17 protein-coding genes are annotated in these 13945 nt (G+C 47.1%); 5 read left to right on the forward strand and 12 right to left on the reverse strand.

The window, feature by feature from the left end; translation table 11 throughout:
* Positions 1-49: 49 nt before the first annotated feature.
* The 5 genes from nosZ to CSUNSWCD_RS02125 form a co-directional block, all read right to left on the reverse strand.
* Positions 50-2644, reverse strand: coding sequence for a Sec-dependent nitrous-oxide reductase (nosZ, locus tag CSUNSWCD_RS02105; RefSeq protein ID WP_009493351.1), 2595 nt, complete (start codon positions 2642-2644; stop codon positions 50-52).
* 15 nt (positions 2645-2659) lie between these two features.
* The gene (locus CSUNSWCD_RS02110) at positions 2660-3676 is read right to left on the reverse strand and encodes a WD40 repeat domain-containing protein (protein WP_009493353.1); all 1017 of its coding nucleotides are present in this window, start codon (positions 3674-3676) and stop codon (positions 2660-2662) included.
* 156 nt (positions 3677-3832) lie between these two features.
* Positions 3833-4363 (reverse strand): SCO family protein, encoded by a 531-nt coding sequence (locus tag CSUNSWCD_RS02115; protein ID WP_009493355.1) that lies wholly within the window; start codon positions 4361-4363, stop codon positions 3833-3835.
* Positions 4364-4391: 28 nt separating this feature from the next.
* Positions 4392-4853 (reverse strand): hypothetical protein, encoded by a 462-nt coding sequence (locus CSUNSWCD_RS02120; protein ID WP_034964146.1) that lies wholly within the window; start codon positions 4851-4853, stop codon positions 4392-4394.
* Positions 4853-5332, reverse strand: coding sequence for a copper chaperone PCu(A)C (locus CSUNSWCD_RS02125; RefSeq protein WP_009493359.1), 480 nt, complete (start codon positions 5330-5332; stop codon positions 4853-4855). Before CSUNSWCD_RS02125 ends, CSUNSWCD_RS02120 begins: the two co-directional genes overlap by 1 nt.
* 131 nt (positions 5333-5463) lie before the next feature.
* On the opposite strand from CSUNSWCD_RS02125, the gene pgp2 reads away from it, so the two are divergent.
* The 3 genes from pgp2 to CSUNSWCD_RS02140 are packed head-to-tail and all read left to right on the forward strand — an operon-like array spanning position 5464 to position 7639.
* The gene (pgp2, locus tag CSUNSWCD_RS02130; RefSeq protein WP_009493361.1) at positions 5464-6399 is read left to right on the forward strand and encodes a cell shape-determining L,D-carboxypeptidase Pgp2; all 936 of its coding nucleotides are present in this window, start codon (positions 5464-5466) and stop codon (positions 6397-6399) included.
* Entirely contained in the window at positions 6400-6642 is a 243-nt protein-coding gene (gene cmeU, locus CSUNSWCD_RS02135) for a CmeU family protein (RefSeq protein WP_009493363.1), read from the forward strand.
* Complete coding sequence (locus tag CSUNSWCD_RS02140) at positions 6635-7639, forward strand: alanine racemase (RefSeq protein ID WP_009493365.1); 1005 nt, start codon at positions 6635-6637, stop codon at positions 7637-7639. The genes cmeU and CSUNSWCD_RS02140 overlap by 8 nt, the downstream gene beginning before the upstream one ends.
* Positions 7640-7879: 240 nt before the next feature.
* On the opposite strand, the gene CSUNSWCD_RS02145 is transcribed toward CSUNSWCD_RS02140, so the two are convergent.
* The 7 genes from CSUNSWCD_RS02145 to ribA all read right to left on the reverse strand — a co-directional run bounded on the left by CSUNSWCD_RS02145 (position 7880) and on the right by ribA (position 11804).
* Positions 7880-8716 (reverse strand): TIGR01777 family oxidoreductase, encoded by an 837-nt coding sequence (locus CSUNSWCD_RS02145; RefSeq protein WP_034964148.1) that lies wholly within the window; start codon positions 8714-8716, stop codon positions 7880-7882.
* A 149-nt stretch (positions 8717-8865) separates the two neighbouring features.
* Positions 8866-9741 (reverse strand): zinc metalloprotease HtpX, encoded by an 876-nt coding sequence (gene htpX, locus CSUNSWCD_RS02150; protein ID WP_009493369.1) that lies wholly within the window; start codon positions 9739-9741, stop codon positions 8866-8868.
* Between the two features lie 23 nt (positions 9742-9764).
* Complete coding sequence (locus CSUNSWCD_RS02155; protein WP_009493371.1) at positions 9765-10100, reverse strand: hypothetical protein; 336 nt, start codon at positions 10098-10100, stop codon at positions 9765-9767.
* A complete protein-coding gene (locus CSUNSWCD_RS02160; protein WP_009493373.1) occupies positions 10097-10474 on the reverse strand; it encodes a hypothetical protein in 378 nt (125 codons plus the stop codon). Before CSUNSWCD_RS02160 ends, CSUNSWCD_RS02155 begins: the two co-directional genes overlap by 4 nt.
* Entirely contained in the window at positions 10471-10695 is a 225-nt protein-coding gene (locus tag CSUNSWCD_RS02165) for a PP0621 family protein (protein WP_009493375.1), read from the reverse strand. The genes CSUNSWCD_RS02160 and CSUNSWCD_RS02165 overlap by 4 nt, the downstream gene beginning before the upstream one ends.
* Entirely contained in the window at positions 10685-11242 is a 558-nt protein-coding gene (rsmG, locus tag CSUNSWCD_RS02170) for a 16S rRNA (guanine(527)-N(7))-methyltransferase RsmG (protein ID WP_009493378.1), read from the reverse strand. Before rsmG ends, CSUNSWCD_RS02165 begins: the two co-directional genes overlap by 11 nt.
* Entirely contained in the window at positions 11232-11804 is a 573-nt protein-coding gene (gene ribA / locus CSUNSWCD_RS02175; RefSeq protein ID WP_009493380.1) for a GTP cyclohydrolase II, read from the reverse strand. The genes rsmG and ribA overlap by 11 nt, the downstream gene beginning before the upstream one ends.
* 61 nt (positions 11805-11865) lie before the next feature.
* On the opposite strand from ribA, the gene hemB reads away from it, so the two are divergent.
* Positions 11866-12837, forward strand: coding sequence for a porphobilinogen synthase (gene hemB / locus CSUNSWCD_RS02180; RefSeq protein WP_009493382.1), 972 nt, complete (start codon positions 11866-11868; stop codon positions 12835-12837).
* Positions 12838-13002: 165 nt separating this feature from the next.
* Positions 13003-13932, forward strand: coding sequence for an ornithine carbamoyltransferase (gene argF, locus CSUNSWCD_RS02185; RefSeq protein ID WP_009493384.1), 930 nt, complete (start codon positions 13003-13005; stop codon positions 13930-13932).
* Positions 13933-13945 lie beyond the last annotated feature (13 nt).

Consider the following 13945-nt stretch of genomic DNA (forward strand, 5'->3'; position numbering starts at 1 on the left):
TCAAATTTAGCGGACTGATTCGGACCGCTAAGCCCGAATCAAATTTGGATTACATTCCCGCGTTTTCGTCGATCCATTTTAGATATTCGATGATATCTTTGATCTCTTGATCGCTCATGTGCTGATTAGGCATCCTGAGGTTAAAGAAATCTATCATAGATTTGACGTACTCGTCGCCGTAAAATTTAGACGGATCTTTGATAAAGTCAAACACCCATTTCTCGCCGTTTTCATGGCGTAAAAGAACGCCGGTTAGATCTGGACCCGAGCTAACCTGACCGATGACGTGGCAGCCGTTACAACCGCCTTTTAGATAGGCTTCCTCACCTTTGGAGGCAGCCGGGCTCATAGGCGTGGCGATCTCTTTAGCGAGATTGTTTTTGGCTCTTAGGCCGACGTCCGCGGTTTTAACCATATACTGCCATACTTGGTACTCCCATAATATCGCGCCGTTTACGTCGCCTTTTTTGTAGGCTTCGTCAGCTTTTGCTTTTACTTCAGGGATTTTGCCGTATTGATCCAGCGCGTCGGTAACTAGCTCTTTTACCTTAGGATATTTTTCATAATGCTTTTCTTTCAAATAAGTAACGACGCTTTGAATAACTTCGTCGGTAGCTTTGTTTGTAGCGATTACTTTATCGTATTCGGCTTTTAGAGCTTCCGGGCTTAGGGTTTTTAGCTTGCTTGCTTTGGCGGATTCGTATTTTTTGTTCGGATCTTTAACTAGCAAGTAACCCATCATCTCAAGGTGCAATGCAGAGCAAAATTCGGTGCAGTAGTAAGGGAATACGCCCTCTTCATCCGCTACGAAATTTACGGTCGCTGTTTTACCCGGCTCTAAAGAGGCGTGGATGTTGTAAAGATCCACTGTAAAGCCGTGCGTCTCGTCCTGGGCGCGCTCTAGGTTTGTTAGGTGGATAGTTACGTTGTCGCCTTTATTTACCTCGATGTGTTCAGGGTTGATGTGGCTTCTGATCATCGTAGCGTAGACGGTTACGTTTTTGCCGTTGCGCTCGACTCTCTCTTGTCCTGCAAGAGTTACGAACGGACTTTCTTTACCCGTGCGAGAGTTTGTTCCCATCGTGTAGGTAGTAGCCGGTTTTAGCTTGCTAGCTGCGATAGAAACTACGTCGTGAGGCTCGCCAAGAGGTATCGGCATATCGTATAAAAGCTCCATCTTTGCACCCGTGATGTCGATAAGCTGGTGGTTTTGCGGGTGAAGAGGACCTACCGGGTTAAAGCGATCGATCGAAAGTTTATCAAGAGCGATAGCGTATTTGCCCTTAGGTTTTGACGATTTTCCCTCCATAGTATCCAGGTGACCGATGTTGTAGTGGACGTTGATTCTATCTAGGACTTTTAGATTTTTATAGTCCCATTTCACGATCTGGCTATCGACGTAAAGAGAGGTATAGATGATGCCGTCTTTTTCGTCAAAAGAGTTGTGCAGAGGTCCAAGGCCAAGTTCGACTTGTCCTTGCAAGCTCTTTGCCATATCAAGCACCGGGATGCCGTACGGATCGGTGCCGGCGAACTCTTTTTTGTCGATCAAATTTTTGATCTTTTTAAAATCATAAACCGTCGCGTGAGTATCTAGCTTACCGCCGATAACGATGTAGCGGCCGTCAGGAGTGACGTCTACGCCGTGCGGGCTCTTTGGCTCAGGGATCAAAAATAGCGCGCCGGCTTTAACCGCGGCGTCTAAGGTAACTACTCTATGGCCGTTTATCTCCATGTAGTTTTTCTTATCCTGAGCTAGCTTTTCTAAAATTTGCCAGTTATAAACGTGCAAATAGTCCGTGTCGTTTCTGCTCGCGCCCGCTTCAAACGGAGGCAAGCCCTTTTCGATACCGCCCGTATACATCTCGGAGTTTATCGAGTTTGTAAACGCCCAGCCGAAGCTCTCGCCCTTACCGGCGTCGCTTAGATCCTGCCAATACGGAGGAAGTTCGAGCGAGAAGGAAGCTTTCTCGTCTATCTTGCCTTTTGGATAGTCAAATTTCCAAAACGTTACAGCGCCACGGAAAACCGCTTCGTACTCGTCCATCGAGTGGTAGCCGTTATCTAGCGGAGCCGCGTATTGCGCTGCTTCGATGACGTATTCGCTGTTTGGAGTGATAAAGCTACCGCCGTGTTCGCTTTTCATGATAGGGTTAACCACGATCTGAGTCGTCTCGAAATCGTGTAAATTTATCACCGCGATGCGAGGGTTGGCCTTGTCGTTGATGAAAAGATAATCGCCGACGTATTCGCCGTTTTTCTCGGTTAATGCAGGATGGTGAGTGTCGCCCCACGAAAGTTCCTTGCCTCTAATCGCGCCGCTTTTTAGGATAGCCTTAGACTCCTCATCAAAGCCGTATCCCTGCCAAGGCTCTGGCGTAAAGACGCCGATAAATTTGTAAATCCTCATCGAAGGTACGCCGTAAACCATCACCTGTCCGCTTTGGCCTCCTGAGGAAAAGACGATATAGTCGTCTTTTTTACCGCTTGGCTGATATGTTTTAGCAGCCGCTAGGACGTCTTTTTCCGTTAGTCCGCGCGCTTTCATGATAGCTTGTAGGTCGCTATCCGATGCACACGCACTGCTAACGGAAAACGCGAGGCCCGCAGCCGCAACGATACCGCAACTAAGTAGTTTGTTCATTGAAAATCTCCTTTCCTAAGATTTTTTCTTGTAAATTTGGATCTCGCCGTTTATGCTAACGGCTATGACGCTATCTTCGTCGTTAAAAATTTTTATCACGGCGTCAGAGTTTTTGCCTATTTTTTCTATCTGTTTAAACTCCGCGTCGCTTCGTAAAATTTCGCCGTTTCCAAGCCCGATATAAACTTTATCCTGCACGACCAGTAGGCTTTTAACGCGCGAATTTGAGATTTTGTAAATTTGAATTTCTGCGTCCGTCAAATTTGCGTTTGCTTTGCCGCTAGTCAAATTTAAATCCGCTTTGTTTTGCGCGTTTTTGACGGCAGTCAAATTTGAGCTAGCGTTGTCTTTGCCGTTTGTTTGCGTCAAATTTGCTTCGGCGTCAAATTTGAGACTAGCTATCTCGCCGCTAGCAAGTCCGAAAATCACGCCCGAGTTTATCTCCGCCGCGCTCAGAGCTACGGATTTTAACTTGCCTAGGTTTTTTGCCTTCATGGTGCTTAAATTTACGGTAAAAACCGATCTATCCCAGCTAGTTATCAGCGCAGTACTGTTTAAAATTTGACAGGTTGCGATACAGTATGCGCCGTTAAGATCCGCGCGCATCAGCTTTTTTGACGCAAGATCGTAAGAGATAAAGGCATTTTTGCCGGCGACCGCGTAAATTTTGCCGTTTGCGACGTGAAGGTGCGTTACCTGCGCATCAAGGCTTAAATTTGAAAGATTTAGCGCGCTAGCATAAGAGCTAAAATTATCGCTAAATTTAGCTATCTCGCCGCTTGAAAATCCTGCGTATAAATTTTCGCCCTCGAAGGCTAGCGAGGTTATCTCGTCTGTTTTAAAGTCAAATTTTCTTATGGGTTTTAAGTATTTTTTGTTAAGTATATTTAGCGAATTTTTGGTATCGTAGATGGCTAGCGTTTTGTTTTGCTCGCTATAGGCGCAGCTTTTTACGTCGAGGCTAGCCGTAGCGCTAACGTCGCTTGCGAAGGAGAAAATAAACAGAGCGCATACGAGCGCTATAATTTTCATGGATGACTTCCGAATTTTAAATTTCCGCTAAAGAAACTATACAACCGGAAGGCTTAAAGTATATTGATTTAAATCAATATCAGTAATAATTGAGCATAAAAAAATATTTCTGTGTTATAACGTAACACTCATAACAACTAAATAATAAAGCTGTTATTATTTCAGATTTTCCAGCGTTTTCTTGATGTTTTGCGCCGTTAGATTGGAGATCTCGGCGACGAATTTATCGTTTTTATCTAGTACGTATAGCGAGGAGCTATGAGCGACGGAGTACCCCATGACCGATTTTTCAAGCAGCACCTTTTGATACTTCACGCCGTAGCTTTTGGCAACCTTAGGTAGATCGTCTAATACTATACCGTAAGAATTCGGATAAAAATACTTCGCGTACTCGTCGACGTTTTTAGGTTCGTCGCGCTCCGGATCGAGAGTGACGAAAATCACGACGATATCGTCTCGTTTAATTTCGTTTAAAACGCCCGAAAGGATACCCAGAGTCGCAGGACAGACGTCGGGGCAGGTGGTGTAGCCAAAGTAAATAACCTTATTTTTGCCTTCAAAGCTCTTTAGACTCACCGCGCCGTTTGCGCTTTGGCCGGTAAGAGCGTATTTGTTTGAGTAGAGTGCGAGATAACCTACGCCAAGAACCGTTAAAAACAGTATAACTACGATAAGAAGCTTTTTCATCATCCGCCCTTTCTAGTGAAATTTGCGTCTATTGATGCAAGTCGAAATCTATATAAAGTCCGCTTTTTTTACCGTTTTCTAGCACCTCGAAACGGTACCTCATGATGTTTATCAGGCACGCGCTTAGCACGACGTTTGAGACGTAGGCGTTGTCGCGTTTTTCGACTTCGGCCTTGATGACGCCCATGTCCATATTTACGCCGTGGATCTCAAGGCTCGGGTTTTTAAACCCTTCTAGCCCCTCGATACGCACGATCGTCGGCTGCATCGTGTAAACGGGCTTTGGCGAGAGGCTAAATTTAACCGTCTTGCCGCGAAACTCTACGCCGCAGGAGTGCTCGGCGTTCATATCGCAAGGAAGCGGGGTTAAATTTGCCCCCACGTCCTCTGCGCTCAAAAAGTCCTCTTGCGCTTTCGGTTTAAAAAACAGGTACGCCGAGGTGCCCAAAACGCCGACCAACAGGACTAAAATAATGAGAAACTTTTTCATTAATGTTTGTGGTGTCCGCCGTGATCGTGTCCGTGTTCGCCGTCTTTTTTAGCTACGACCGGCTTTGCGACGATGTCTTTTAGCTCGAGTTTTTGTCCATTGTCAAACTCTAGCGTAGCATCTAGTTTGTCGCCCTCTTTGATCGGAGCTTTGATGCCCATTAGCATTACGTGCAGACCGCCAGGCTTTAAATTCGCCTCGCCCATCGCAGGTACTTCGATGTTTTCTATTTGTACCATTTTTTTCATGCCGTCTACTTCTTTGTGCGTATGTATCTCGCCCGTAGCGGCCGCCGGAGAGCTAGCGCCGACCAGTTTTACCGGTTTATCCGTGTTGTTTTTGATATCGAAAAACAGAGCCGTATTTTTTGCGCCAGGAGGAGTAGCCTTGGCGTAGATATCAACGATCTCGATATCTGCGGCGTTTGCAAAGCCCAAAGAGGCGACTACTAGAGATAAAGCTAAAAATTTGCTTTTCATTTTTTGTATCCTTTTATGTAGAATTTGATATTCGCTATTGTAACACAAAATAAAAGCTTTTTAAAATTTTTAAGAGAAAATGTAATATAATTCTGGTCTTTATTACGAAAATACGCAACGTTAGGAAAATTTTGAAAAAACTACTCGGCTTACTTATTTTTTATGCTTTTTTTTCTCAAATTTTACTCGCCGAGGCTTTAGCGGACGCAAATTTGACGGGCGCTAAATACTGGCTAAAAAAGCTAGGCGCAGCTGACGTCAGATACGGCTACTACGAGGCTAAGACCAAAATCATCGTCGTAAATAAATCGAAAAAAACCTTGCAAAGCTTCGAGTATGCAGGCGGCGCGCTGGAGGAAATTTTCTCGCAAAGCGTGATAACGGGCAAAAGCGGGGATAAATTTAAAGAAGGCGACCTAAAAACGCCGGTCGGAGTTTACGACGTCACGGACAAATTTACGCCGCCAGATCCATTTTACGGGCCGCTTGCGATGTCGCTATCATACCCGAACGCTCACGACAAAGCCGCACAAAAAACGGGCGGAGGCATCTGGATACACGGCCTGCCGATGAAAGGCAAACGCAACGATGAAGTGAAAACGCGCGGCTGCGTGGCGTTTAACAACGACGCGCTAGTGAAATTTGGCCAACTAATCGGCAACGAAGGCGTCGTGATAATCAGCGAAAACCAAAAGGTGGACGCTAGCAAAGACGACGTAGCGCGCGTTCTGGCGCATCTGCACGAGTGGTTGCAGGCGTGGCGAGATAACGAGACTAAAATTTACCTCGGCTTTTACGCGGACGAATTTGTAAAAATAGACGGCAAAAACGCGCTAACGAGAGCCAAATTTGCCGAAAATAAAAAGAGAATTTTTGCGCTAAACGAAAAAAAGAGCATAAAAGCTTCAAATTTTAGCGTGACGCCGTATCCAAACATAAAAGGGCAAAATCTTTTTAGAGTGGTTTTTGACGAGGATTACGCAGCGCCGAGTCACGAATTTAAGGGGCAAAAAGAGCTCTACGTTCGGCTAGATAAAGATAAATTTAAAATCTTAACGGAGAAGTAAATGCAAGAAAAAAGCGAAATGGTAAAGGCTCAGATCGAGGAAATTTTAAAGGCTAGGGGCGAGTTTTTCGCCGAGCTAGACCGCCAGGTGCCAAAGGTAGCGGGCACTGACGTGTTTGACTTTGCGGCGGTTAAAGAGGCCGATTTAAAGGCGCTTTACGCTAAATTTTACTCTTACGATTATAGTATTAGAAAGCTGCTCCCTAATGTTTATGAGGCGTTTGGCGTAAAATTCAATGTCTGAACTCGTTTTAAACAGATCCGCCTACATCCATAATCTAACCAAAATTTGCGCCAAAGCCGGCGGCAAAGATCGCGTGATTTTGGTGCTAAAAGACAATGCCTACGGGCATGGAGCGGCGCTTGTGGGGCGTGAGGCGGCGAGCTACGGCATCAAATTTTGCGCAGTCAAAAATGAAATCGAGGCGTGCGAGCTGGAGCCCTTTTTCGAGCACATCCTCATCCTTTCGCATATCCCGCACGGCGGCGAGAGCGAGCGATTTATCTACGCGGTAAACGACATTTCGCTGATTGCTAAATTTAAAAAAGGCGTGCGCGTGCATATCGCCGTCGATACGCTCATGCACCGAAACGGCGTGGCGATAGATGAGGTACGGGCGGCGTGCGAGGCGGCCTTGACGCACGGACTGCAAATTTGCGGTGCATTTACGCATTTTAGAAGCGCCGAGGAGCTTAGCGGAGATTATTTTGTACAGAGGCAAAATTTCGCCGCGGCAAAAGCCGTAGTGCGTGAAATTTGCGGCGAGGGAGATTTGGTTTTTCACTCGCACAACTCCGCTGCGACAGAGCGCTTTGGCGAGCTAGCGGACGAGTGCGTGCGCGTGGGTATCGCAGCCTACGGATACGCGCAGTTTGACGAGAGTTTGGAGCTAAAGCGCGTGGCGTCGCTCTGGGCACATAAGGTTAGCGGCAGAGTGCTAAAAAAGGGGCAATGCGCGGGCTACGGCGCTAAATTTTGCGCAAGCGAGGATATGAAAATCGCCGTTTACGACCTGGGATACGGCGACGGACTGCTGCGCTATGCGGGCGAGGGCGAGCTAAAGACGGCGGGCGGACAGCGACTGCTTGGCAAAATGTCGATGGATAGCTTTTGCTGCGAAGACGTCGGCGATAAAATTTGCGTATTTGACGATGCGCGCGTTTGGGCTGATTTTTTCGGCACGATAAGTTATGATGTTTTGACTAAGCTCTCGCCTAGCATAAACCGCAGATGGGGTTAAATTTAATAACCCTAAAACCCCAAATATACACTAAAACTTTTATATTTCACCGCTTTTTACGACGGCATATCAGACGCCAAAATATCCTTTTAATTTGCTTAGCTTGATTTGGTCGTATCGTAAGCCGTAATTATTGCGGTATGTGCGAGAGGTCTGCAATTTTAGTCCTAGCGTAAAATATTAAATTTGATAAAAAGTGTCGCAAAGTTTAAATTTAAAGTTTTAAAAGATTGATTAAATTTACTTCAAAATATCCCGAAGCGCAGTTTTTAGATCGCTAAATTTAAAGCTAAATCCGCTCTCCATTAAGGCTTTGGGATAAACTTTCGCACCCTCAAGCAGCACGACGGATCCCTCACCCAGCATCAAATTTAACGCAAATTTAGGCACTTTAAAAAACGTCGGTCGCCCTAAAACCTTGCCTAAAATTTGAGTAAATTCGCCGTTTGCGCTAGGTTGCGGCGAAACGAGATTAAAAACGCCGCTTTGACGGTTTTGTAAGGTAAATTTAAACGCCTCTAGCAAATCAGTGATATGAATCCAGCAAAACGCCTGCTCGCCGCTACCGATCTTGCCGCCAAGACCAAGCCTAAATGCCGGCAACATCTTAGCTAGTGCGCCGCCTCGCCCCAGCACCACGCCTAGGCGAAATATCGCCGTTTGCGTCCGTGCTTTAGCGGCCTCGCTCTCCCACTCGCATGCCAGCTCGCCTAAAAATCCGCGGTCAAATTTGACCGAGCTCTCGTCGTGATCAATGCCGTTTTCGTAGATACCCACGGCCGAAGCGCTGATGAAAAATGGCGGATTTTCTAGCTCGTTTATCGCGCCTGCCAGCGTGCGCGTCGTCTCTATCCTGCTTGTGCGAAGGCGTTTTTTATACGCCTCGCTCCATCTGGCCGCGATAGAAGCGCCTGCTAAATTTATAACCGCATCACAGCCGCCAGCGAGGTCTTTGAGTGCGTCTTTATCGGCGTAGACAGCTCGCGGTATGGCTACGACCTCGTGACCTTCGGCTCTAAAAAATCTGCAAAGCTCGCCGCCGATAAATCCGCTCGTGCCGTTTACGGCTATTTTCATATTTTGCCTTTTTGATAAATTTACTTTTATGCGTGCGGTCAAATTTGACGCGCCGCAGGGTTAAATTTGGCGTCAAATTTAACGCCCAAAGCCAAGCCGTTTCGCTTAAATTTGACGGCGAAACGAGGGCTTAAATTCACCCGCCAAATTTACTTTCTAAAATACTCTTTCACACCGTTTTCGCCATCTAGTTGCGAGCGTAATTTTTCTAGCGCGGCGATACGATCTTGGGTGCTTGGGTGCGTGCGAAATAGCGAACCCAGCGCGCTTTTTACGCCGCTAAATGGATTAACGATAAACATATGCGCGCTTTGTTCGTCGGCGTTTGCCATCACGCGTCCGCGCGCGTAGTCCTCGAGTTTGCGCAGTGCGCCTGCTAGGTGCTGGGGCTTGCCAGTTATCATCGCTGCGCCCCTGTCGGCCTCAAACTCCCGCGCCCGCGATATCGCCATGCGTATGATCGTGGCTGCTAGCGGCATGATGACGGCTAGAGCGATTAGCATCAAGGGATTTTGCTTGCCTTCACGATTCGCCGCGCCAAACTGTGCAAAATTTGCCAGTATCGCGATCGCGCCAGCAAAAACCGCCGCGATAGAGCCCGTTAGGATGTCGTAGTGGCGCACGTGGCTTAGCTCGTGAGCTAGCACGCCCTCGATCTCGTCTTTGTTTAGTATATTTAGCAGGCCCTCGGTCACGGCTACTGCGGCGTGGCTAGGGTTGCGACCTGTGGCGAATGCGTTTGGTACGGCTTCTGGGATGATGTAGATCTTTGGCATCGGCAAATTTGCCTTCGCGCAAAGCTCGCGTACGATCTGATAAAGTCCCGTCGCGTGTGCCTCGTCCACGGGTACGGCTCGGTAGTGCTTGAGCACGAGCGTGTCAGAGAAAAAGTATGAAAAGAAATTCATCCCAAGCGCTATTACAAACGCGACCAGCATACCGCTCGTGCCGCCTATAGCGCCGCCGACTGCTACAAAAAGCAGCATCAGCACGGTCATCAAAAATGCGGTTTTAAAAAGTTCCATTTGTTTCCTTTACTCGTAAAATTTTACAAAAATATCTCGCCGCCCTCTTTTATTTTTTCTATGAGGGCAAAAATATCTCGCTCAGCTAGGCGCATCGGAGCCGATCCTAGCGCGCCTAGATCGTTTAGATAAATCGCATCGTCCGAGTTTAATTTTATGAAAAATCCAAGGTCGCCGTCTTGACCTATCATATAAAAATTTGGCTCGTAAAGCGCTACTTCGTAGGTTTCGTTTCGCTCGGCTAGAGCTGCGCGCCCGTATAGATAAGCGCCAGCGCCAGATTCGTTAAAAACGTCTAAGCACTCCTCGCCCTCGAGATCCTCTAAAAATTTTAGATATAGTGGCGGAAATTTTATCACCGTTTATCCTTGCCTATTATGGCGGTTTTAAATACCGCGGCGTCCGCGCCAGTCTCGCTAAGCGCGGCTAGCTCGTTTTGGCTCTCTATGATAACGCAAATTTGAGCGTCAAATAGATAGTCCTGCGCCAGTTTTGCCGCTTTGCCGGCAAGCTCGCGGGGCACGACGATAAATTTCGCTCCGGCCGCGTTTGCGACGATGATTTCGTTTAGATTTTCCGCTTCGACGCAAAACTGGGCGCCGAGCTCCTGTGCGCGCTTTATCGTAGCTGCGTCAAATTTAAATAAATTTTGCTTGCCCGCTTCGATCTGCTGGGCATTCTCGCGCCAAAACAGCGGCTCATAGGGCACTAGCTCGTGGCCGATTAGTTTCATTTTTTATCCTTTATGCAGTCCTCACATATATACCCGCCGCCGCTTATTACGGCGTTTTTGGCTTCTATAAAGGTGCCGCATTGTTTGCATTCGACGAAATTTTGGGCCTCTTTGTCCTCTTTTTTTGCACCGCCTTTTACGCCTCTTTTTACGCGGGTTTTAAAAAATATCAAATAAATCGCGATTAAAACCGCCAAGAAAGCTAAAATTTTAAATAACATCGCCGCCCTTTATAAGTACGTAATTTCGGTTGCCGCGCCCGTAAATTTGAGCTTTGAGCCCGTCTAGCTCGCTTTGCACGCTGCTTCCTTTGTAAAGTAAAATTTGAGTTTGCGTGTCAAAAAAACCGTCGCAAATCCCAAGCAAATCTTTTGTTTTCATTAGCGCGCGGCTCGTGATTAGCTGCGCCGCAAAGGGTTCGCCATCCTCGATTTTGCAAGATTTTACGCGGACGTTTGCTAAATTTAGCTCGGCCTTGACGTAGCTTAGAAACGCCGATTTTTTCGGGCTGGGCTCAAAGAGATGCCACTCGCACTCCCTTAAAATCATCGCGAGAAATATTGCTGGAAAGCCTGCTCCACTGCCCACATCAATCGCCGTTTTGGCGCCCCAAATTTGCGGGAAAATTTCAAGCGGAGCTATGCTATCGGCGATCTGCTCGTTTAAATTTTTATAGTTGGTGAGGCTGTGCACGCGGTTAAATTTAGCCAAAATCTCGCTAAATTTCGCCGTTTGCGCGCTAAAATCCCTCGGCAGGTCAATTTTCATCTAACATATGCCCCATCTGCTCTTTTTTCACGCGCAGATAGTTTTCGTTAAATTTGTTCGCATGGATGACGATCGGCACGCGAGAGACGATTTGCACGCATTTTAGCCCGGACAGTTTTTTTGGGTTATTGGTTAGCAAATTTATCTTTTCGATACCGAAGTGTTTTAATATAAAATCAACTATCTCATACGTGCGCTCGTCGGCCTTAAAACCTAGCTGGTGGTTTGCCTCGATGGTGTCAAGGCCCTGATCTTGCAGATGGTAGGCGTTTACTTTGTTTAGCAGGCCGATATTTCGCCCCTCTTGGCGCAGATAGATCACCATGCCGCCGTACTTTTCGATGTATTTTAGGCTGGCTTCCAGCTGGTCGCGGCAGTCGCACTTTAGGCTACCGATCGCATCGCCAGTTAGACACTCGGAGTGGATGCGGACGTTTACGACCTCGCCGAAAGGTTTTTTGTAAATCGCTAAATGTTCTTTCTCGCCCTCCTTAAATGCCTTTATCTCAAATATCCCGAAACGAGAGGGTAAATTTGCCGTATTTGAAAGCTCGATATTCATAAAATTTTAACTCCTATTATGTTACACTAAGCGTAAATTGTAGCGAAGTAAAAGGAAAATTATGTTTAAACGTTTTAGAAGGCTCAGGATAAATCCAGCGATCAGGGAGATGGTGCGTGAAACTAGCGTTTGCGCGAGCGATTTTATCTATCCGCTTTTCGTAGTCGAGGGCAAAGGTATAAAAAAAGAGATAAGCTCGATGCCGGGCGTCTTTCAGATGAGTTTGGATGAAATTTTAAAAGAGTGCGAAATCGTGCGAAATTTGGGCATAAAAGCGGTTATTTTGTTTGGAATCCCTAGCCTAAAAGATAGCGTAGGCAGCGACGCTCTAAGTGATGATGGCATCATAGCGACCGCGCTACGAGCGATAAAGGATAAATTCCCTGATCTAGTCGTGATAACAGATCTTTGCTTTTGCGAGTACACCGATCACGGTCACTGCGGCATCCTAGATCACGTCCACCAGACCGTCGATAACGACGCGACGCTAGAAATTTCCGCTAAACAAGCTCTGATCCACGCCAAAAACGGAGCTGATATGATCGCTCCAAGCGGCATGATGGACGGCATCATCGCTACCTTGCGCGGGGCGCTGGATTTGAGCGGATATGAAAATTTGCCGATTATGGCGTATTCGACCAAATTTGCTTCGGCGTACTACGGACCGTTTCGCGACGTAGCCGAGAGTGCACCGAGCTTTGGCGATAGAAAAAGTTACCAGATGGATCCCGCAAACCGCCTAGAGGCCGTGAGCGAGAGCCTGGAGGACGAGGCGCAGGGGGCCGATATCTTGATGGTAAAGCCTGCGCTTGCGTATCTAGATATCATCCGTGATCTGCGCGAGGCTACGAGATTGCCGATCTGCGCGTATAACGTGAGCGGCGAATACGCTCTGCTAAAAGCTGCGGCAAAAGCGGGCGTAATCGACTACGAGCGCGTGATGATGGAGACGCTAGTCGGGTTTAAGAGAGCGGGGGCAGATCTAATAATAAGCTATCATGCTAAAGAAGCCGCCGCTTTACTAAGAAAATAGCGGCTCGTCTTTTGAGTGCTTTTGAGAGAGATTTGAAATTTTAAGTCTGCGGCAGACTACCTGTCTAGCCTTGACTTAAAATTTCTGCACAACTCTCAAAATCATCTCAAAAATACTTCGCCTTGTAGATTTTATGGGTAAAATTTGGGAATTTAAGGGGGCAAAATGCGGCACTTTTTAACGTTAAACGATTTTAGTAAAGACGAAATCATAGAAATTTTAAATTTGGGTTTGCAGATAAAAAAAGAGGCAAAGGCACGAGATTTTAAGCCGTATCTAAAAGATCAAAAATTAGCGATGATATTTGAGAAAAGCTCGACTAGAACGCGCGTGAGCTTTGACGTAGGGATGAACGAGCTTGGCGGGCACGCGTTGTTTCTTAGCTCAAACGACATCCAGATCGGGCGCGGCGAGCCGATAAAAGACACCGCGCGCGTGATCTCGCGAATGTGCGATCTCATCATGGCTCGCGTTAATCGCCATGAGACGTTAGAGGAGCTTGCCAAATTTAGCCGCGTACCCGTGATAAACGGCCTTAGCGATAAATTTCACCCCGCGCAGCTGATGGCCGATCTCATGACGGCGGTCGAATGCGGGCTAAAAATAGACGAGATAAAAGCGGCGTTCGTTGGCGACGGCAACAACATGGCTCACTCGTGGCTGATGCTAGCTAGCAAGCTTGGCTTTGAGCTAAGGATCGCGACGCCAAATGGCTACGAGCCGGACGATGATATAGTAAATTTAGCGATAAAAAACGCTCAAATTTCTGGAGCTAAAATTTATCTAACTCAGGACGTAAAAGAAGCCGTCTCGGGCGCTAACGTCGTTACGACCGATACTTGGGTCTCGATGGGGCAAGAAGCGGAAAAAGAAAAGCGCCTAAAAGACTTTGCAGGCTTTTGCGTGGATGAAAATTTGATGAAATTAGCTGCGCCGAGAGCGATATTTTTGCACTGTTTGCCTGCCTACCGCGGATACGAGGTGAGCGAGGCGGTGTTTGAGGCGCATGCGGATGAGATTTTTGCCGAGGCGGAAAATAGATTGCACGCGCAAAAAGGCGTGATGGTTTGGCTGGATAGGCAGCGAAACGGGTAAGTTAAGGAACTAA

The organism is Campylobacter showae CSUNSWCD (genome assembly GCF_000313615.1).
GTDB classification, from domain to species: domain Bacteria; phylum Campylobacterota; class Campylobacteria; order Campylobacterales; family Campylobacteraceae; genus Campylobacter_A; species Campylobacter_A showae_A.